This window comes from Agrilactobacillus yilanensis (genome assembly GCF_003946725.1).
In the GTDB taxonomy this organism is placed as follows: domain Bacteria; phylum Bacillota; class Bacilli; order Lactobacillales; family Lactobacillaceae; genus Agrilactobacillus; species Agrilactobacillus yilanensis.
In genome coordinates this window covers 1-19,269 of the sequence record NZ_RHOY01000026.1, presented here as the reverse complement: position 1 = coordinate 19,269, position 19,269 = coordinate 1, and the positions used below count along the sequence as shown (strand labels likewise).

General features: G+C 40.0%; 20 protein-coding genes and 3 pseudogenes. 13 read left to right on the top strand and 10 right to left on the bottom strand.

The genetic code is table 11. The features are described 5' to 3' along the window. Positions 1-94 precede the first annotated feature (94 nt). Positions 95-265, top strand: coding sequence for a hypothetical protein (locus EKM93_RS12960; RefSeq protein WP_125715963.1), 171 nt, complete (start codon positions 95-97; stop codon positions 263-265). Positions 266-439: 174 nt separating this feature from the next. On the opposite strand, the gene EKM93_RS12955 is transcribed toward EKM93_RS12960, so the two are convergent. Together EKM93_RS12955 and EKM93_RS12950 are read right to left on the bottom strand one after the other, a co-directional pair. Next, on the bottom strand, positions 440-1,585 hold the full coding sequence (locus tag EKM93_RS12955; protein WP_056943492.1) for an AAA family ATPase: 1,146 nt from the start codon (positions 1,583-1,585) through the stop codon (positions 440-442). Continuing rightward, entirely contained in the window at positions 1,585-2,418 is an 834-nt protein-coding gene (locus tag EKM93_RS12950) for a DUF6414 family protein (RefSeq protein ID WP_054719984.1), read from the bottom strand. The genes EKM93_RS12955 and EKM93_RS12950 overlap by 1 nt, the downstream gene beginning before the upstream one ends. Positions 2,419-2,626: 208 nt before the next feature. Here EKM93_RS12950 and EKM93_RS12945 point away from each other — a divergent pair, with 208 nt between their 5' ends. The 3 genes from EKM93_RS12945 (at position 2,627) to EKM93_RS12935 (ending at position 6,152) form a co-directional block, all read left to right on the top strand. Next, positions 2,627-2,986, top strand: coding sequence for a type II toxin-antitoxin system RelE/ParE family toxin (locus EKM93_RS12945; protein ID WP_003589709.1), 360 nt, complete (start codon positions 2,627-2,629; stop codon positions 2,984-2,986). 1 nt (position 2,987) lies between these two features. After that, a complete protein-coding gene (locus tag EKM93_RS12940; protein WP_003589707.1) occupies positions 2,988-3,266 on the top strand; it encodes a helix-turn-helix domain-containing protein in 279 nt (92 codons plus the stop codon). Between the two features lie 120 nt (positions 3,267-3,386). Further along, complete coding sequence (locus EKM93_RS12935; RefSeq protein WP_056943493.1) at positions 3,387-6,152, top strand: DNA methyltransferase; 2,766 nt, start codon at positions 3,387-3,389, stop codon at positions 6,150-6,152. 50 nt (positions 6,153-6,202) lie between these two features. Here the strand turns inward: EKM93_RS12935 and EKM93_RS12930 are convergent, their stop codons facing one another. Next, complete coding sequence (locus EKM93_RS12930; protein ID WP_225423719.1) at positions 6,203-6,571, bottom strand: hypothetical protein; 369 nt, start codon at positions 6,569-6,571, stop codon at positions 6,203-6,205. Positions 6,572-6,791: 220 nt separating this feature from the next. On the opposite strand from EKM93_RS12930, the gene EKM93_RS12925 reads away from it, so the two are divergent. Then, a complete protein-coding gene (locus tag EKM93_RS12925) occupies positions 6,792-7,403 on the top strand; it encodes a recombinase family protein (protein WP_125715962.1) in 612 nt (203 codons plus the stop codon). 225 nt (positions 7,404-7,628) lie between these two features. Here the strand turns inward: EKM93_RS12925 and EKM93_RS12915 are convergent, their stop codons facing one another. Next, positions 7,629-7,991, bottom strand: a complete 363-nt coding sequence (locus EKM93_RS12915; protein ID WP_125715961.1) for a TIGR02328 family protein — start codon at positions 7,989-7,991, stop codon at positions 7,629-7,631. 161 nt (positions 7,992-8,152) lie between these two features. Between EKM93_RS12915 and EKM93_RS12910 the strand changes: the two genes are divergently transcribed. Next, on the top strand, positions 8,153-9,328 hold the full coding sequence (locus EKM93_RS12910) for an IS256 family transposase (protein ID WP_125715960.1): 1,176 nt from the start codon (positions 8,153-8,155) through the stop codon (positions 9,326-9,328). Between the two features lie 113 nt (positions 9,329-9,441). Then, positions 9,442-9,729 (top strand): annotated as a pseudogene (locus tag EKM93_RS12905) (IS6 family transposase); the annotation flags it as partial. A gap of 28 nt (positions 9,730-9,757) precedes the next feature. Here the strand turns inward: EKM93_RS12905 and EKM93_RS12900 are convergent. From EKM93_RS12900 to EKM93_RS12885, 4 genes are all read right to left on the bottom strand, one after another. After that, positions 9,758-10,429 (bottom strand): ABC transporter ATP-binding protein, encoded by a 672-nt coding sequence (locus EKM93_RS12900; RefSeq protein ID WP_034529257.1) that lies wholly within the window; start codon positions 10,427-10,429, stop codon positions 9,758-9,760. A gap of 4 nt (positions 10,430-10,433) precedes the next feature. Then, on the bottom strand, positions 10,434-11,480 hold the full coding sequence (locus EKM93_RS12895) for an ABC transporter permease (RefSeq protein WP_063696906.1): 1,047 nt from the start codon (positions 11,478-11,480) through the stop codon (positions 10,434-10,436). A 370-nt stretch (positions 11,481-11,850) separates the two neighbouring features. Then, a complete protein-coding gene (locus EKM93_RS12890) occupies positions 11,851-12,201 on the bottom strand; it encodes a DUF5388 domain-containing protein (RefSeq protein WP_125715959.1) in 351 nt (116 codons plus the stop codon). A 1-nt stretch (position 12,202) separates the two neighbouring features. Continuing rightward, a complete protein-coding gene (locus EKM93_RS12885) occupies positions 12,203-13,003 on the bottom strand; it encodes a ParA family protein (protein ID WP_015639692.1) in 801 nt (266 codons plus the stop codon). 874 nt (positions 13,004-13,877) lie between these two features. On the opposite strand from EKM93_RS12885, the gene EKM93_RS12875 reads away from it, so the two are divergent. The 4 genes and pseudogenes from EKM93_RS12875 (at position 13,878) to EKM93_RS12860 (ending at position 15,978) form a co-directional block, all read left to right on the top strand. Then, the gene (locus EKM93_RS12875; RefSeq protein ID WP_125715957.1) at positions 13,878-14,156 is read left to right on the top strand and encodes a BRCT domain-containing protein; all 279 of its coding nucleotides are present in this window, start codon (positions 13,878-13,880) and stop codon (positions 14,154-14,156) included. 270 nt (positions 14,157-14,426) lie between these two features. After that, positions 14,427-14,753: pseudogene (locus EKM93_RS12870) on the top strand (replication initiator protein A); the annotation flags it as partial. A 155-nt stretch (positions 14,754-14,908) separates the two neighbouring features. Continuing rightward, positions 14,909-15,106, top strand: a complete 198-nt coding sequence (locus tag EKM93_RS12865) for a hypothetical protein (RefSeq protein WP_125715956.1) — start codon at positions 14,909-14,911, stop codon at positions 15,104-15,106. A gap of 50 nt (positions 15,107-15,156) precedes the next feature. Next, the gene (locus EKM93_RS12860) at positions 15,157-15,978 is read left to right on the top strand and encodes a Fic family protein (RefSeq protein ID WP_057904516.1); all 822 of its coding nucleotides are present in this window, start codon (positions 15,157-15,159) and stop codon (positions 15,976-15,978) included. Here the strand turns inward: EKM93_RS12860 and EKM93_RS12855 are convergent. Together EKM93_RS12855 and EKM93_RS12850 are read right to left on the bottom strand one after the other, a co-directional pair. Continuing rightward, the gene (locus EKM93_RS12855; RefSeq protein ID WP_125715955.1) at positions 15,968-16,246 is read right to left on the bottom strand and encodes a hypothetical protein; all 279 of its coding nucleotides are present in this window, start codon (positions 16,244-16,246) and stop codon (positions 15,968-15,970) included. The two genes, EKM93_RS12860 and EKM93_RS12855, sit on opposite strands and share 11 nt — an antisense overlap. 16 nt (positions 16,247-16,262) lie before the next feature. Beyond that, complete coding sequence (locus tag EKM93_RS12850) at positions 16,263-16,496, bottom strand: hypothetical protein (RefSeq protein ID WP_164507098.1); 234 nt, start codon at positions 16,494-16,496, stop codon at positions 16,263-16,265. Between the two features lie 253 nt (positions 16,497-16,749). On the opposite strand from EKM93_RS12850, the gene mobQ reads away from it, so the two are divergent. Both mobQ and EKM93_RS12840 read left to right on the top strand, forming a co-directional pair. Further along, a complete protein-coding gene (gene mobQ, locus EKM93_RS12845) occupies positions 16,750-18,813 on the top strand; it encodes a MobQ family relaxase (protein WP_125715953.1) in 2,064 nt (687 codons plus the stop codon). Between the two features lie 96 nt (positions 18,814-18,909). Then, positions 18,910-19,269 (top strand): annotated as a pseudogene (locus tag EKM93_RS12840) (toprim domain-containing protein); the annotation flags it as partial.

Below are 19,269 nucleotides of genomic sequence, written 5' to 3'. Positions count from 1 at the left end.
CGGTTGGTGAACCCGTCATTTAGGTTCACTTTTACAACCCTAAAAGTAAACCTAAACAACGGGTGAGATTAGCAACGCAAAGGAGATCATAAATATGGATAACGAATTAACAGTCATTGGGAGTGAATTACCGGTTTTGCAGACTAAAGGAACCTACAAATATTTAAAAGAAATTACTGGAAATGGGGCTTATTATCAAGTGGCTTGGCAAAAATTAGCCGATGGCTACCTTGCCCTTTATGGCACGACCCCCGAGTGGGAATAAAATGCAGGTATCACTTGAAGTGAAAATCTTGATTTGACGGCATTTCAGACGAAGTGAAACGGGTTGAAATAGGTAGAATTTACTTGGTTTCCTGCCAAAATCCTGCCACAAAAAGAGCCATATCTCAAGCAATCTGCTATGAGTATATGGCTCTTTTTGTGGGATCGGGCACTACTATTCATCTGAACTTGAGTTAACTGTTATTTGTTGCTCGAGCAACATGGTATATACGTCATTTTCGATAAATGAATTAAGCATGCGAACGTTTGAAAAAATCTGCAAATTTTCTTGATAGTGTTCTTTTAATTTTGAGGCGCTAATAAATTTCTGATCCTCAAGGGTGAGTTCTGACAGAATTCGCTTGAAGGCATTTGAGATGACCGTGGAGATTTCCTCCTTGGTTAGTTTTTCAAATTTAATCTTTTGATCAATTCTTGAATATATTGGAAGGCCCACCGTGGATGCAATAGTTTCCTCATCGTTGAAATTAGACGTTAGGATGAATATGCAACTAGATACATCCACTTTGTAATTGATGTCCTCGAAAATACCCTCATCAAACATTTGATAAAATACGTTATATAAGCTAGGGGACACCTTGTCGAATTCATCGATTAGGACGATGTTTGATTCGCGCGATAGTAAGTCCCTAGCCATGGATGGCCGAGCATGTTCATCACCGAAAACATATTTGAAGGCTTCTTCGGTTTGCATCATTGAAAACTGAATTCGTGTTAACTTACCATGGTAGAAGTTGCTAATATTCTTAGCTAATTCAGTTTTACCTACGCCAGAGGGTCCGTAGAACATCATGACAGTGGGCTTTTTCTGGTGATGGTATGCCGCTTTGTACAATCCTACGCACGATGCGTGTTTAGCATTGTTTTGTCCAATAACTTTTCCGGTTAGTAGCTGAGAGTAAAGTTTTGTGACCTCGGTCGTACTTGGAGAAAAATATGGCGACGTTACTTCAACAATCTCATCCTCATCAAAGTTGGATCTGATGGAGTATTCAACTCGTTTCGGAGGATTCTGAATATACAAGTTTTCGATGTCGTGGCCTAGTAGTACAATATTCGAGAAATTTGAGATTACGTGTTCTGTGACCGATGCAAAGTCATCAGCAAAAATTACCACATTACCAATTTTATCGCGGCTAAATTCGGCATCTTTGTTGCCCATAGTATCGTTGGCGCGGACCGTTACATTATATTGACGAATCAGCTCCATAAATGGTGTGTAATTGTCCTCTACTTGATTTTGATTAAGTAGGGAGCGGAAATCTTTGCTCGATCCGTAGAATAGTTGAATATTTGCCATTAGCGAACCCCCGCTAAAACGACATCGAAAACATCAAGCGATTTTTCGTCGTTAGAATCAGCATCCTGATGGGATTGAGCCTGCTTGGCTAAGCCGCTAAATCCGACTTCGGACTGCTGACTGTCAAGATTGAACTCTGTTTCAAAATCGAGTTGGGATAGCTTTGTTGTACCGACGTGAATAGCATACAGAACTAAGTTCATTTTAGGCAAATCCTGAATACGATAATTGTTCTTAAAAGCATCAATGTTAAAACGAAATACCTTTTGAGTGGTGATGGATTTACCAAATTTTGAATCAGTTTTTTCTCCGACCACTTCGTAGTAACCTTTAGAGTTTCGGATGCCACTGTTCATTTTTGAAATTGCCATGGTAATATCTGGATTGTCGAGCTGTTGATGTCCCTCCATCATCTCTGTTAGGGGCGCTATAGTTGCGAAGTAAGTCATTGAATCCTTCGGAATTGAGAGTGCGTAATCTTCCTTAATATCTAATAATGGCGTTCCCCGTTTTGATTCTGCGGACTCTAAGAAATCATAAAGCAAAGAATTCTCAATGACGGTTCTGGCAATTTTACTTCCGTTGAGAGATCCATTTGCTCCCATCATTGAGTTGATGCCGGCGGATAAGCCAGAGATATGACTCACCAGTTTATTGACTCCGACATCTTCGTCTAGTTGTGCTTTTATGTCAGCATCTGCGCCAATTTTCCCAGTCATAGATCGAATTGTTTCCTCGGTTCTCGTCAGATGTCCTTTTTGACGAACCTGTAATAAATCTACAGCGGAGGTTTCATCAAAGTAGATGATTTTTCGTGGTAGGCTTTTCTTCATGTGTGTTCCGCCTTATCTATATAATTTTTATTGATTCATACGTATTATAGCAGAGTAGAAGGCTTTTATGGTCGATTTTCGAACAAACGTTCCCGAACGTGGTGGTCTTTTAATTCACTCATTTAGAGACTAAGAAGTTTTGAAATTTGGATTTTAGAAGCTGATAGCATATATTGATACTGTGGCTCGCTAGGTGTATACTAAACACATGGAAAATCCTAAGTTCGAGTTTTACACGCGTCCAAGTGGACACAATGAATTCCAAGAATTCTTAGATAGTTTGAAGCCAGTGGAAAAGCAGAAGCTGGTCACCGTCATTGCCAAGACACAGAAATTTGGTTTACAAGTGGCGGCGCGCCAAATGTGGATCAGAAAAATATCAGATGGCATCTTTGAGCTTCGGACAACAGGATCGAATATCCAGCGGGGCTTGTACTTTCACGTTGAAGGTCCGCGTTATGTGATTACGCATGGCTTCACGAAGAAGACCCAGAAGACGCCGGTGTCTGAACTTAATCATGCCAAAGAACTCAGGACAGAATACTACGATAATTTGGGAGGTAAGTAACATGGCAAAGAACATTTCTTTTGACGATTATCTCGCTGAACAACTTAAGGACCCTGAATTCAAGGCAGGCTTTGATGCCGAATCTGCCAAACTTGAGAGCGCAGTGGCGTTGATGAGCGAGCGCGAACGCGCCGGTTTGACCCAACGGGAACTAGCCGAGCGGGCAGATGTGCCGCAATCAACGATTGCGCGCATCGAGCATGGCCAGAACACTAGCTTTGATACCATGAGCAAGATTGCCTTTGCACTGGGAAAGAAGCTCAAGGTTGAATTCACTTAGAATATAGCGATGTCCCCATGTTTGTGAGCGTCAGTTTTCGGAACTTCGAGACTGGCGCTTTTCTTTATATGATTGATGCGTGATACTTGAAACATAATACTGACGAATCGAGGCTGTTTCATGAAGGAAGCAGATCAAAAACGAGCCGCCACGGCCTTTGTCAAGCGTTGGCAAGATCGTGGTAATGAACGACAGGATAGTCAGACCTTCTGGTTGGACTTGCTGGAGACTGTCTATGATATTCCTAATCCTGGTGAGTACATCAGTTTTGAAGACCGAGTAATGCTGGATCACACCAGCTTTATTGACGGTTTCATTGACACAACCAAGGTGTTGATTGAACAGAAAGGCCGAAATAAGAGCTTGTTTGACGGCATACGGCAGTCTGACGGCAGTCTGCTGTCTCCATTTGAGCAAGCAAAACGATATTCCGCCAATTTACCGTACTCTAAGCGGCCGCGCTGGATTATCACGAGCAACTTTACCCAGTTCTTCGTGTATGATATGGAGCAACCTAATGGCGAGCCGGCAGTGATCCAGCTTAAGGACTTACCGACTGAGTATTACCGTTTGGACTTTATCGTCGATCAGTTGAATCCGCATCTCGACAAAGAGATGGAAGTTTCAATGCAAGCTGGTGAGTTGGTCGGCAAGATTTACGATGAACTGTTCACGCAGTATCGTGATCCTACTAATGCCAGCAGTCAGCGTAGTATTAACGAGTTGTCTGTACGTCTAGTGTTTTGCTTGTACGCTGAAGATGCTGGCATTTTTGGCCGTCATGGTATGTTTCACGACTATCTCAATGAATTTGAGACGCGGCATCTGCGTACGGCCTTGATAGACCTGTTTCGTGTGCTGGATACGCCAATCGATAAACGCGACCCATATCTGGAAGAAAAGTTGGCTGAGTTTCCGTATGTGAATGGCGGAATGTTTACTAATGAGGAAGTTGAGGTTCCACAATTCACCGATTCGTTGCGCGCTTTGATTCTAGATCAAGCCAGCAAGGAGTTTGACTGGTCTGAGATCAGCCCAACAATTTTTGGTGCGGTGTTTGAGAGTACCTTGAACCCAGACACGCGACGTGAAGGTGGCATGCACTATACCTCGATTGCAAATATTCATAAAGTCATTGATCCAATGTTCCTAGACGGTCTCCGAAATGAGCTGACTGAAATCAAGCAAATTAAGCAACGTAAGACCATGATTCAGCGCGCGACAGATTTTCAAGCCCGGCTCGGTAAGTTGCGTTTCTTTGATCCAGCGTGTGGGTCAGGTAACTTTCTGACTGAAACCTATTTGTCATTGCGGAAGCTCGAAAACCAGGTTATCAGCTTGATTTACGGGAATGAAAGCATGTTGGCAGTTGATGACGATTTGATCAAGGTGTCCATTCAACAGTTTTATGGTATTGAAATCAATGACTTTGCGGTGTCCGTCGGCAAGACAGCGCTGTGGATTGCTGAATCGCAGATGATGGAAGAAACGGCGGCGATTGTTTACGCGAATATGGACTTTTTGCCATTGAAGACGTACACCAACATCACAGAGGGCAATGCCATCCGTCTCGATTGGGAAACGGTAGTCGGCGGCGAGAGAATTACTTACATCATTGGTAATCCACCATTTTATGGTCACGAAAAGCGGACACGCGCGCAAGCAGCGGACATGGATATTGCTTTCCATGATTTTACCAAGTATGGCAAGCTGGATTATGTGGCGGCGTGGTACAACAAAGCGGCTGACTTCATTCAAGGTAAGACGACCGAGGTCGCCTTTGTTTCAACTAACTCGATCACGCAAGGTGAGCAAGCGCCAACGCTTTGGCCAAAACTATTCGAGAAGGGCATTGAAATTCAATTCGCCTATCGGACATTCCGCTGGAGCAGTGAGGCCAAGGAGAAGGCGCAAGTCCATGTGGTCATCATTGGCTTCACCGGCTACCCACGCAAGGAGAAGAAGCGTCTGTTTGAAGGGGGGCAGATGAAGCTGGTTGACCATATCAATGCGTATCTTACCGCGGGAACTGATGTATTCCCACAGCCACGTCGAAAGACTAGTATTTCCGGTGCCAACTTTCCTGTGATGTCTAAGGGAAGCCAACCAACAGACGGGGGTAACTTAATTCTTTCTCCAGCGGAACGAGCGGCGTTAATTAAGCAGTACCCGCAAACAGAAAGTTATATCCGACGTTATGTTGGCTCCAGAGACTTTATCAATAATGTTGAGCGGTACTGCATTTGGTTAAAGGGTGTATCACCAAGTCAATTTCGTTCTGTTCCACCAATTATGGAACGGTTAGCGGCCGTCACCGAAGCAAGATTAAAAAGTCCTACACCGTCAGTTAAAGCATTGGCGGAAATGCCCATGTTATTCACTGAAATTCGTCAACCGGATTCAAACTATCTAGCGGTCCCTGAGGTTTCGAGCGAAAACCGACGTTATGTGCCGATGGGGTGGATGTCTCCAGCGGTTATTGCCAGCAACAAGCTGTATCTCGTTCCGAATGCCAGTCTGTATATGTTCGGTGTGATGACTTCTAATGTGCATATGGCGTGGATGCGTGCGGTTGCTGGTAGAATGAAGAGCGATTACAGTTACTCGCCAACCGTCTATGCAAATTTTCCGTGGCCAGAAGTTGATGATAAGCAAAAGGCGCAGATTGAACAAACAGCCCAGAGGATTCTCGATGCCCGTAAACTTTACCCGGATAGTAGCTTAGCTGATCTCTATGATCCGTTGGCGACAGTTCCTGAACTGCGCAAAGCCCACCAAGATAATGATCGAGCCGTTATGCGGGCATATGGGCTGATAATTAAAGGCACCACCGAGAGTGATACCGTCGCCATGCTGTTTGAACGTTATCGGCAACTGACCAAGTAGAATTGCGAGAAAAAGGACTACCCGTTTAGATTGGGTAGCCCAGAGTGTTTCTATTTGGCCTGCGGGGCCACTAATTCAATCTTTTCAGCCTTGCAGTAGATTGGGTTGCCGACCATGCTTGGTTCTAAACCGGTAAAGCGGCATTTCACGCTGTCACGTTTCATGATTTCCGCGTTGTTGATTGGACAGTCGAGACCAGCAACGGTGATCTGAGTGGACTTCTTACGATGTTCACCTTCCAGAATCGTGACGGAATACTTATAGCCGACAATTTCATCCGTGTTGAATTTCCGCGGTGTACCATCATTGCCCATGATTTTGTTGCCAGAATCATCAAGGCGTTCTTCAGTTGCCATTTTAGGGGTGACTTCGTCTAGTTCAAAGATGTTGCCGATCTTGGAGTAGTCGAAATCGCGCATGCTTAACATTTTAGCCATGGTAGATTGTAAAATTATTTGGGTCTAGAATTTTTGGTGTTGGAAAGTATTTCCATTCCCAAAGTACTAGGCCCTAATTTAAAAAGCCATTGATAATGGATCAAAAGCGACCACTAGGGTATACCCTATTGGTCTTTTTTATTTCTGTGCTATACTAGGAATTACAAGTGTTCATTAGAACTGTCCAAAAGGAGAATTGGAAATGGCTAAAATCGGTTATGCGCGTGTGAGTTCCAAGGAGCAACATTTAGATCGACAGTTAGCGGCTTTAAAAGACGTTGATAAATTATTTACGGATAAATTAAGTGGGGCTAACACTAATCGGCCAGAACTGCAAAAAATGCTGGCCTATATTCGTGAGGGTGATATTGTAATGGTCACTGAATTAGATCGCTTAGGCAGAAACAACCAGGATTTAACTAAGATCATGAACACCATTCAAAATAAGGGGGCCACCCTAGATGTGTTAAATTTGCCGTCCATGACAGGGATTGCTGACCCAAATTTACGTCAACTGATGACCAACTTGATTATTGAACTCTATAAGTATCAGGCCGAAAGTGAACGTAAGCGAATCATTGAGCGCCAGCAGCAAGGGATTGCCTTAGCTAAGCAGCAGGGTAAATATCATGGGCGCAAACCCCAATACACCCAAGACGATCCCCGCTTGCAACATGCTTTTAAACTTTATCAGGCAGGCATGAGTGATGTCGATGTTGCCCGTAATACAGGAATTAAACGGACAACCTTTATAAGGTATCGAAATAAATTTAATGTTAAGGTAGATTGTAAACGCGGGCAAAATAAGTTTTAATGAATTCGCTGAGAAAAATTAAGCATACTAAAAAGCGACAAATCAGTCATGCCTTTAGTCGTAATTATCTGGTAGGAGCGGTGATCGTTTTAATTCTGTCACCGATTGCTTTGTTGACAGATCGTAAGCAATTTAAAAATTGAATTAAGCTAGCCAGTATCTTAATTCAATGCGGATTACTAGCTAAATCTAAGAGGGTATTTCGAATGAGATACCCTCTTAGATTTATAAAACAATCCCCTTACTGGCTAAATTAGATAAACATTCTTTCAAATACGAATCATTATGTTCTGGATAAATTGGGTTAGTTATCGAACACTTTTTTAAAATCATATATGGATCGCAATGGATACCACGGTAAAGCGGATCAAACCATTTTTTATTAGGACGATATCCGCGCCGCTGCATTTCGTGCATGACCAGCAAGTGAAATTGATAAAGTTTATATGGTGAGTAATTGAATACATAATTAACAGTTGCATGCTTTTTTCCCCAGCCATTGCCTCTTAAAGCAGCAATTTCCCGATGCTGTCCTAACAGTTGTTGGCGAGGAAGTTTGCTAATGAGTTGCTCATGCCAAAGTCGCATAATTAGCCTCCTAATTTTTTGTTTGGTTCTGGTGCAAAAAATTCGAGAGCGTAAAATATCTTGTGTAAATGCATAAAAGATTTCTGAATTGTATAGAAATAGGGAATGCCTTCCCTTATGATATTTAGTAACCACAGAAAACATCACAGGAGGCATTCCCCATGAATGAACTTACCACAGAAATTATCGCTGCACTAGCCCAAAAGCAAGATTTGGACGAAGTTTTTCGTCACCACCTCGAAATTGCGATTAACCAGCTGCTTCAAACCGAATTGGTAGAGTTTTTGGGTTACGAACGCTACTCATACGCTGGGACTAACACTGGTAATAACCGCAACGGCAGTTATGAGCGCTCGTTTGATACGAAGTACGGCCAACTTAACTTAACCATTCCTCGAGATCGCAATGGCCGGTTTAAAAATCATACCTTGCCAGCCTACGGTCGGCACAGTGATAATTTAGAAACAACGGTCATTCAGTTGTATACCAAGGGAATTACCACTGCTGAAATTGCCGAACTCATTGAGAAAATGTACGGTGCTCACTACTCCAAAGCCACGGTTTCCAACATGACTAAAGCCGTCAATGAACAGGTTCAAGCTTTCCAGCAACGTCGACTGGCTTCACAATATGCGGCCATCTTCTTAGATGCCACTTACTTGCCGTTAAAGCGGGATACCGTTCAAAAAGAAGCCGTTCATATTGCGATTGGCATTCGTCCAGATGGTACGAAAGAAGTGCTGAACTACCAAGTGGCGCCAACGGAATCGACTGGAATCTGGACTGAACTGCTGGGAACCTTGATCAAGCAGGGCGTTAAAGATGTGCTGTTGTTTGTGGCCGATGGGTTAGTTGGTTTGGATGAAGGCTTGAATCGGAATTTCCCTAAAGCCAAACGACAACGTTGCCTGGTTCATGTTGGGCGGAATCTGATGAACAAAGTTCGCGTAAAAGACCGCAAGGCCGTGATCAGTGACTTTAAACAAGTTCATCGGGCCGCCAACCGTGAAGCAGCCGAACTGAAACTGAATGAGTTCGCCAACAACTGGCATCAGACCTATCCCAAATTAATCAAAGATCTGCTTAAAATGCCGAATTTACTCACTTTCATGGACTTTCCACCAGCTATCCGGCAATCACTATACTCCACTAACCCGATTGAGAACTTTAATAAGCATCTCAAGCGCACCACCCACCACAAAGAACAATTTCCAACGGAAGATTCACTGGATCGCTTCCTGGTTTCTCAGTTTAATGTTTATAACGAGAAGTCTCTGAAGCGGATCCACCGAGGGTTCAAAGGACTCCAGGACACCTTGGAAGCATCATTTATTTAAGTTAGATACATATTATATGTACGAAGGCATTTCGTTTACACAAGATTCTTGACGCTACCAAAAATTCAGTTTAACTTATTTTGGGTATAATTAGCCTAAAAGGTGAGGTAGATATGATGAAAAATTATTTTAAAGGTCGGCATTTCCAACAAGACATTATTTTGGTAGCCGTTGGTTACTACTTCAGATTTAATTTGAGTTATCGTGATGTCGTTGAGATTTTACGTGATCGTGGAATTACTGTTCATCATACAACGATTATGCGCTGGGTTCATCACTACGGACCAATCTTTCAGGTGTTGTGGCGTCGGCATAAACATTCAGCTTCTCAAAGTTGGCGAGTGGATGAGACTTACATCAAGGTTAAAGGTCAATGGTGCTATTTGTATCGCGCCATTGACATGTTTTCAAGTAAAATTAAGACAGTAGCTAATTTATCATTTGCATCTTACCATCAATTATCTGATAAACTTTGTCTGCCGTATTTTTTAACCTTAAGTCATGAGTAACTACAATAATAATTTTATTTCTCTTATGTGCTAAATCTCTGAGTAACTCGATTACTTTCATAGATCTATCCGTATCTAAGGCGGCTGTGGGTTCATCCGCTAAGATATAGTCAGGATCAGTGTATAATGCTCTAGCAATTGCCACACGTTGCTTTTGTCCACCAGAAAGTTGATTAGGATATTTTTTTAGAAGTTCTAAAAGTCCTAAATCAGATAGAAGTTCATGCATTTTTTGTTCAGTTAAATTTTGTTTTTTTAGTTTATCTACTAATTTAAACTGTTCTTCGACCGTTAAAAATGGAACTAAGTTATAAGATTGTAAAACAAATCCTATTTTTTCCAATCTTAATTTTGTTTGCTGTTTTTCGGATAAACTTTTAATTGTGCTGTCATTTATTTTTACGTCACCCTCAGTTGGTGTCTGCAGCCCGCCGGCTATAGTCAAAAATGTAGTTTTTCCTGATCCTGATGGCCCTACAACTAAAATAAGCTGACCACTTTCTGCTTTAAAATTAATATTTTCCAGCGCTACGTACTTACTACTCCCTTCTCCAAAAACTTTTGTCACCGATTCAAAAATTAGATTTGACATGAAATTAACCTCCAATAATTTTGTAAGGATCAACTTTGGCGATTTGACGAATAGGTATCAGTGCACCTAACAAGGACATAATAATAATACCGATTCCAGTTACAATAATATTACTTTTATCGATGACAATGGGTACCTCGCTGGGTAACGTAATAGCTGTTATTTCACCTAATATAATGGCTATAATAACGCCAATAACTGAAATAATAAATGATTGAAATAACGTACTCAAAATAAGATATTGCGTTGAGACTCCTTGCGCCTTCAAGACACCTAAGTTGGGTAATTTTTGAACAGTCAGAATATACAAGAAAATTGAAATAACAATTAGAATAATAATATACAAAAAAGCAATCATGAAGTCGAATGTGAGTTGTTGTGCGCTATATCCAGGTAATTTTTTAATAAATGAGCTAATGCTCAATTGATTGGTCCCTTTTGGTATTTTTGAATTCTTTAACTTATTCTTGAATACCACAGCATTTGTTACACCTTTATTCAGTGGTTGAATAGTGTCTGGTGAAATATAAACCACGGGAAGAGCACTTAAAGTTGCCCTGGGTGTAAAACCTGTAATTTTAATCCTCAATGATGAATTAGCAACTAACAAGTGGTCACCGATTTTGAATCCATCACTTTTGAATTTATCCGATACGACGCCGGCATTGTTTCGGATATTTTTACTACCACTTGTTATTTTCAATTTTTTAAATATGAACGATTTGGAATCAAGACCTACTAATTGAGTATTCTCTTTTAATCCATTTTCTGATTTTACAAGTGTACTATACTGTGAAATTCTGGTTCCATTATTGGGTAAACTAGCAACCTCATCCTGTGAAAGAAAAGATTGTTGTAAACGTCCTTCAGAATCACTATTTAAGACAATACTTGAAGCATCCCACTCGTTAATTGCCGCTTTGTTTAGGTTAGCTAAACCAGTGGCTAAACCAGTAAGAATAATCAAAAGATAACTTACTAAAAATATAAGTACCACTATTAGGCTATAACGCAATTTTTCATGTAGCATCTCTTTAATAGCTAAAAACATAATGATCTCCTGTTATTAATTCTATTTATTATTAATATATCACTTAATGTGTTTTGAAAAGGTTTTGGTAGGGAGCGTCAATAATTTTGTGTAAATAACTCGTCCTTCTGCAAAATAATGGGTTACTCAGTAAACATTGAAGCTAATGTATCCGTCACTTGTTGGAAGCCTTTATGGCTTCTATTTAAGAATTTTTGATTGTATGTATCAAAGATGGATACTAGGAAACGCTCTAAGCAAAGCCTGTATGTACTGATTTCAGAAAAGCCCTCTATTCCGCATAATAGAGGACTTTTTTGTGTGCATTCTGCTTAATTTAAACGGACAAGTATACATCTAAAAGGTGAACGTGTCGTCTGAGAGCACGTGATTATCTACTTTTTACTTTGTTAGCATCGCCGGTTTCCAAAGTCTGTATTTGAGTCGTAAGCGTATTTTGTTCAGACTCAGTTAACGATTCAAAAAAAGTTTTTTGTAATTGGGCTAATCCGTTTTGTTGAGTTGAACTATACCCTAAAATTACCATAGCTTTCATAAAGTTTTTTAGATGATTGTCAATTCTGAGCGTAGTATCAAAAGTAACACCATCTATTTGTTTAGACTTCGTTTTGTTTGATTCGTTTAGGGAAGATATGGAAATTTCTTTTTGGGGCTGGGGCGCCGATTTTCTAGGAATTATTTTGCTTTTATTTGAGTTAGGATTGTGTAAAAGTTCCACCATGCTAGTCCGCCCTTTCAATAATTTCTTGTGCCACAGAATCGTATAATCTAATTATTTTTTTATCGAATTGATCTTTTAGAAATACACCTCTGATTGAATATCTTTTGATTCTTTCCATATTACGAATTAGGGTTTTTAACATGTTTTCTTTCCCAAATTCTTCTTCTGCTACTTCTAATGTGCTGTGATCAACAGGCGCCCCATTCTTTAATAGCACAGGAAGTATACCGAGTAAATTCAAACTAGGTGCTTCGTATTCATCGATTACCTGTTCCTGTATATATTTTAGAAACGATTCGGCACCCTGAAGACTGTGCTCTTGAGTTTGAAGGATAATCAGAACCCAATCTGAAGCGTATAAGGCGCTATCAGAAATTAAGGAAATAGTCGGTGGCAAATCAAATACCACAAAATCATATTTTTCTTTTAGTGAAGCAAGTAGCTTGCTAAAATATGTAACTCTATCTTTATAATTATTTTTAAACTTTTTTTCCATAATCCGTGGGTACAATGAAAAATCTGCGCTTGATGGAATAAAGTCAATGTTTTTATCCAAAGTAACCAACGATCTTGATAAGTCCTCTTCTTGGATTGATGCAAGCAAGGTTTGATTAAATTTAATATCATCGTGGCCTAAATTAGCCGCGGTTTTAAAGTAAATATCTGTAGCGTTTGCTTGAGGATCGAAATCAATTAATAGCGTTTTTTTACCAGCACGAGCTAGTGCCAGGCATGCAAGCGTGGCATTTGTTGTTTTACCGGTGCCACCTTTAAAATTTCCAAAAGTAATTACTTCACCCATTATACTGACCTCCACTTAAGTATCCTAATATACAAGGATACTTGGATACAAGGATGATAACATACAAAGATACTTGGATACAAGGATACAAGGATACAAGGATACATTTCTTCTAAAAAGCCGTTAAATTAAGATTGACTGCAAGTATCCTAATATACTTAGATACAAGGATACAAGGATACTTAGATACAAGGATATGAATATACAAGGATACAAGGATACAAGGATACATAAAAAGAAATGTTGATTTATCACCAAACAACGAGTAATATTGGTTACATAAAATAGAACATAAAAAAACACCCACCGACGGGAATCGGTGAGCGCCACATAAAAGTCAACTTGTTTAATGACTATTATATCATGGCCGGTGCGATTTTTAAAGCCCTAGGGGACAAGCTGGGGTCTAAATCCAAGGGGACACGTTTGCCAGTGCGACTTCAATAAGTCTGGCTATACCACAACAAGGCTATCTGTACGGCTGGGTGGTGAATGGTGAGCGCGACCATTAACGGCGCGGGTGGTAAAACGAAGCTTCGGCTTGGTGCCACTGATTAGTTGGTGATCGAACAAACATAAATACGTATCGTCAACGCCTACTAGGGCGTTTTTTAGTAGGTTAAACCGAAAACGTAGGTTTATAATGAGTGGTGGTAGCAATACCGCAATTGTACAGACAAGCGACGGGCGTTAACGACCGACGAACTAAGGGGAAACTTTTAGTAGTAGAATTGTACTCTGGTTCAGTTATTCCAAATAGCTGATTCCAGGGAACAATTCTGCGCTCAAAACGTCACTCCCTCTAAACTGAATGGAAAACCATAACCCGTCAAGTCAAAACCAACATTAGAATCAAGAAAGTTGATGATTTAAAATGCTTGATTTAAGAGATTGTGAGATTACTTTTACCGGGCGTCTAACTACCATGACTCGGGATCAAGCTTTTAGTTTGGCGAAAGTCTTTGGGGCGAAACCACAAAATTGGGTTACGAAACAGACAGATTATTTAGTGGTTGGGTTAATTGAGACGGCTTTAGGTGAGGAGCCCATCACAAAAAAGTTATTGACGGGAACACCAACGATTTCAGAACGGGATTTTTTGGACTGGTGTCAGGCACGATTGGCGCAATGGTCTAGGAGTTTAGGCGGTTAAATTCACAAAGTGAGTTTAATGATTTTTTGGGGATTTTTCATCTAGACCACTCCTCTCCCGTCAAATTTCACAAAGGCCAAATAATGGATCGTTGTTTTATCAGGGAGTGAGGGGGTTACTTGGGATAAGCCGCCTTATGTGAATTAGAAATTGGTATACTAAAAAAGGCTCCCGGTTTAACACTGGAGGCCTTTTTTCTAGGTTACATATTTTGAGGATGAATGTTTTTATCTTCGTAGCTTTTACTTGGGTGCTGTAACATGATGAATACTGCTTAGTTTTTGGTGCCGTACCCCGCAACAGATACGTCGCTTCGTTGGTATTATCTTAAATGCTAAGTACCGAGTTGAGAAGGATCATAAAGATATTGGCGTCATAATCCCACTGGACGACGAAGAACTTAAATTTTTAATGACTAAAGCCTTGAGACGTTACTTTAACGCCCTAAGAAGCAATGAGAAGCACATCAAGAACGTGGAAAACTACCTGTACGGCACCATGCAAAACCTATTTGGCGTTTGGTGGAATAAACAAGCGGCTAGAGAATATGCGGCCAACCACCCCGAAGAGCAAAACGCTGACAATGAGCGCTTTTAGAATTAAACGGCATATAAGCTCATCTAAGCCGTTTAAAGTGTTCGGCACATAATTATATTAAAACCGCTTTAAAACCGTTTAGAAGCTAAAATAGGCGCCTTAAATAGCTGAATAGGCGATAACTAATCTAGAAAGATGGGAAAGGAGTTTTTTAAATGACCAAACCAAGCAAAGAAGTCGAAAAAATAGAGCAATTGTTGGCTGACCCCTGGACAGTCGATATTCAGGGCATTTGGGAGCAAGCAGCACATAACCCAGATCCTGATAAGCGCAAGTTGTTTGACGCGTTACACACTTACCTCTTAGATAAACGGCAAGAAAAAATTATCAACGAAAAGCATTTCGTGATTTAACATGGACGAGTCAAAGAATCAGTGGTTGGAATGAAAAGGAGGCACAAAATATGACTAAGACACAAGCATATATGGACAAGTATCAATTTACAGTTGCAGAAAACAAACGGTTTGCTCGAACAAATTTTACCAAGCTAGTACACACTAGTGCCCGCTTTGAAGGCGTAAATACCACTTTGCCGCAAACACAAACCATTATGGACGGCATGAGTGTGGCAGGCGTTCCTGTTGAAGATATTTTGACAATTGTTAACTTAAAGCGTGGGTGGCAATATATCACTGATCAAAATTCCTCCTTAACGTTAACCATGGAAAAACAAATTAACAAGATTGTGGCCGCGGAAGACGCCTTAGTACCAGGAGAATTACGGCAAGGAAAAGGAGGAGTTGATTTAGGCAGTGAAGACTTTTTTGAACCACCCTTAATTAACGAAAAACAAGAACAATCCTTTTTACAAAAAATTTTGGCTGATCCGCAAACAACGACCACTGATAAAGCATTGACTGTTATGTATCATAATATGCGCCAACAAATCTTTTGGGACGGGAACAAAAGGACGGCGACTTTAAGTGCTAATAAAATTATGATTGACGGTGGTGCAGGCTTAATCAATGTGCCGTTAGATAAGTGGGATCAATGGAACGAACTAATTGCCAATTATTATCGAACTAATGACATGGCTAAAATTAAACGGTGGACATATGACAATGGCATTCAAGGATTACAAATTAGAGCAAACTTAGAGCTTAAATCAGTTGAAGACGAAATTGGTAAAAGAATCCAAGAACAATTAAAAGATTTTGCGGATCAAAACCCAGAAATTAAGCCAAAAAATGATCCAGAAAATAAAAACGATCGGCCTAGTTATTAGGTTGATCGTTTTTGAGCTTATTCGGCTTATGGGCATTAACGTAATCGGCAAATGTTTTTAAAAGCTCTTCGGTTTGTTCAACCGAAAGGTTATCAGCTTGAAAGTATTTTTCTAACAAAGCTCCTTTTTGAATTAATCGGCGAGAACGAGCTTTGCAGTCTTGCCGACTTTCATAATATTTAGATTGCCGTAATTTAAAATCTTCCCGCTCAATTTTTTGTTTTAAACGCGCTTGCTGCTCAACTAGTTTTTTATATTGATTAGCCATGACATAACTCCATTATTTATAACTGATTATGTGCTTGATTTACTTTTAAAAACTCGGCTACTTTTTTGGATAAAGACTTGATATTATCATTAGATAAATTAGCATAATCTAAATTTGCTTGACTAATGATCTGTTTGCCTAATCGTTGTTCAATCTTATTTTTTTCGCCCTTGATTTTTTGGTTAAGGGCTTTTAATTTAGCTTCTTGTTTTTCTAAGTTACTTTGCGACATAATGATCCCTCCAATCATATTAAAAATAATCACCGACACTATATCATACAGAGAACGTTAAGTCAAAGTATAAAAGTTGAAGTAGTGAAGCGAAAGTCATACAATAAAACTAAGGTTAAGGTAATCAGAAGACCGAGTGAAACGAGGTCAATGCGCACTTACACACAACAACTAAAGTTGGTTGTGTTATTGTGCTAAACCCTTGTATCAGAAGTCGCCGTTGGCGACAACAAAAGCAAACCCATAAACCCAAAGAAAGGTGGTGACCGACATGGCAATTTTTCACATGAGTTTTCAAAATATTAGTGCTGGTAAAGGACGTAGTGCCATTGCTGGAGCTGCTTATCGAAGTGGTGAAAAGTTATTCGATCAAAAAGAAGGTCGAAGCTATTTTTATGCTCGGTCAGTCATACCAGAAAGCTTTATTTTGACACCAAAGAATGCGCCAGCATGGGCGAGTGATAGAGAAAAATTATGGAATGAAGTCGAAAGAAAAGATCGGCGAGCAAATTCACGCTATGCAAAAGAGTTTAACGTGGCTTTACCAGTTGAATTAAGTGAAGATGAACAGAAAGAATTATTGAAAAAATATGTACAAGAAAATTTTGTTGATGAGGGTATGGTTGCCGACGTAGCAATTCATAGAGATCACCTAGATAATCCGCACGCTCATGTTATGCTAACTAATCGTCCATTTAATCCAGACGGAACATGGGGATTGAAAAGTAAAAGAGAAAATATATTAGATGAAAATGGGAACAAGACTTATACAGGAAATAGTCGTTTTCCAAGATCAAGAAAGGTGTGGCTAGTTGATTGGGATAAAAAAGAAAAAATAACTGAATGGCGGCACAATTGGGCGGTTAGTGTCAATCAAGTTTTAGAGCAAAAAAATATTCCCGATCGGATCAGCGAAAAATCATTTATCGAGGAGGGAATAGATGATATCCCAATGCAACATGAGGGAATCAATAGTAAGCGGCATGAAAGAAAAGAATTTAACCAACAAGTTAAGGACTATCGCAAGGCCAAAGCCAGTTATAAAAATAACCAAGAAAAAGTAATCAATAGAGGTCATTTAGATAGCCTAAGTAAACACTTCTCGTTTAATGAAAAACGGGTAGTTAAAGAGTTAAGCCATGAACTGAAAACTTATATCAGTTTGGAGAACTTAGATGATAAGCGGCGCATGCTATTTAATTGGAAAAACAGCACCTTAATTAAACATGCGGTTGGTGAAGATGTGAATAAACAATTATTGACAATTAACCAACAAGAAAGCTCATTAAAAAAGGCAGATGAACTCTTAAATAAAGTGGTCGATCGTACTACGAAAAAACTTTATCCAGAGCTTAATTTTGAACAGACCACACAAGCTGAAAGACGAGAATTAATTAAGGAAACCGAAAGCGAGCAAACAGTTTTCAAAGGCAGTGAATTAAACGAACGTTTAATGAATATTCGTGATGATTTATTGACCCAGCAATTATTGACCTTTACCAAGCGACCATACGTTGGTTTTAAGTTATTAATGCAACAAGAAAAAGAGGCCAAAATTGATCTGAAATATACGCTAATGATCCACTCTGATAGCTTAGAAAGCCTGGAACACGTCGATCAAGGGTTACTAGAAAAGTATTCACCAGCAGAACAGCAAAAGATTACTCGAGCAGTCAAAGACCTACGGACAATCATGGCCGTTAAGCAAGTCATTCAAACGCAATACCATGAAGTATTGAAAAGAGCCTTTCCCAAAGGTGATTTAGATGGATTGCCATTGATTAAACAGGAACAAGCCTATACAGCCGTGATGTACTATGATCCTGTTTTAAAGCCATGTCAGGCCGAAACGATTGAACAGTGGCAAGCAAATCCACCACAGGTTTTCAGTACCCAAGAACATCAATTAGGGTTAGCTTATTTGTCGGGGCAGCTTAGCTTAGATCAGTTAGAAAATCATAACTTACAACGAGTTTTAAAGCATGACGGCACTAAACAACTCTTTTTAGGTGAATGTAAAGTCGATCCAACGATTAAGAACAGTCAGATTGAGAAAATCCAAAAACAGTTAAAAGGGCAACAAGCCAAGGACGACCAGTACAGAAAAGCAAATATCGGACATTATCAACCACTGAACTACAAGCCAGTTAGTCCAGACTATTACTTAAAGACGGCCTTTAGTAACGCAATCATGACCGCCCTTTATGCCCGTGATGAAGATTACCAACGGCAAAAACAGGCGCAAGGTTTAAAGGAGACTGAGTGGGAAATGACGAAAAAGCAACGGCAACACCAAACTCGAAACCGGCATGAAGATGGGGGCATGCACTTGTAATCGGAATAAAAAATGCACCGTTAAACCTGGTTAAAAGCGGCTGAACAAGGTAAAACAGAATTAGAACAAAAGCTGAATCATAAGGAGTGAACGAACATGACCACTGTTATCTTAGCTGAAAAGCCTAGTCAAGCCCGTTCATACGTCCAAGATTTTCAAAAGAGCATAAAAAGCAGGGTTACTATACGGTTAGTGACCCTATTTTGCCCGAAAAATACAAAGTTGAAGTGTCAGCTAGTAAACAAGCATAATTCAGGATCGTTAAAGACCTGTTAACCAAAGCCGATACCATTATTGTTACCACCGATAGTGGTCGAGAAGGGTCAAATATCGCGTGGTCGATCATGAACCAAGCGCATATTGATGTTAAGTCGAAAATGATTAAGCGCCTTTGGTTGAATAGCCTAGAAAAAGACGCGATTATTACCGGCTTTAAAAATCTTGGTGATTGGCACA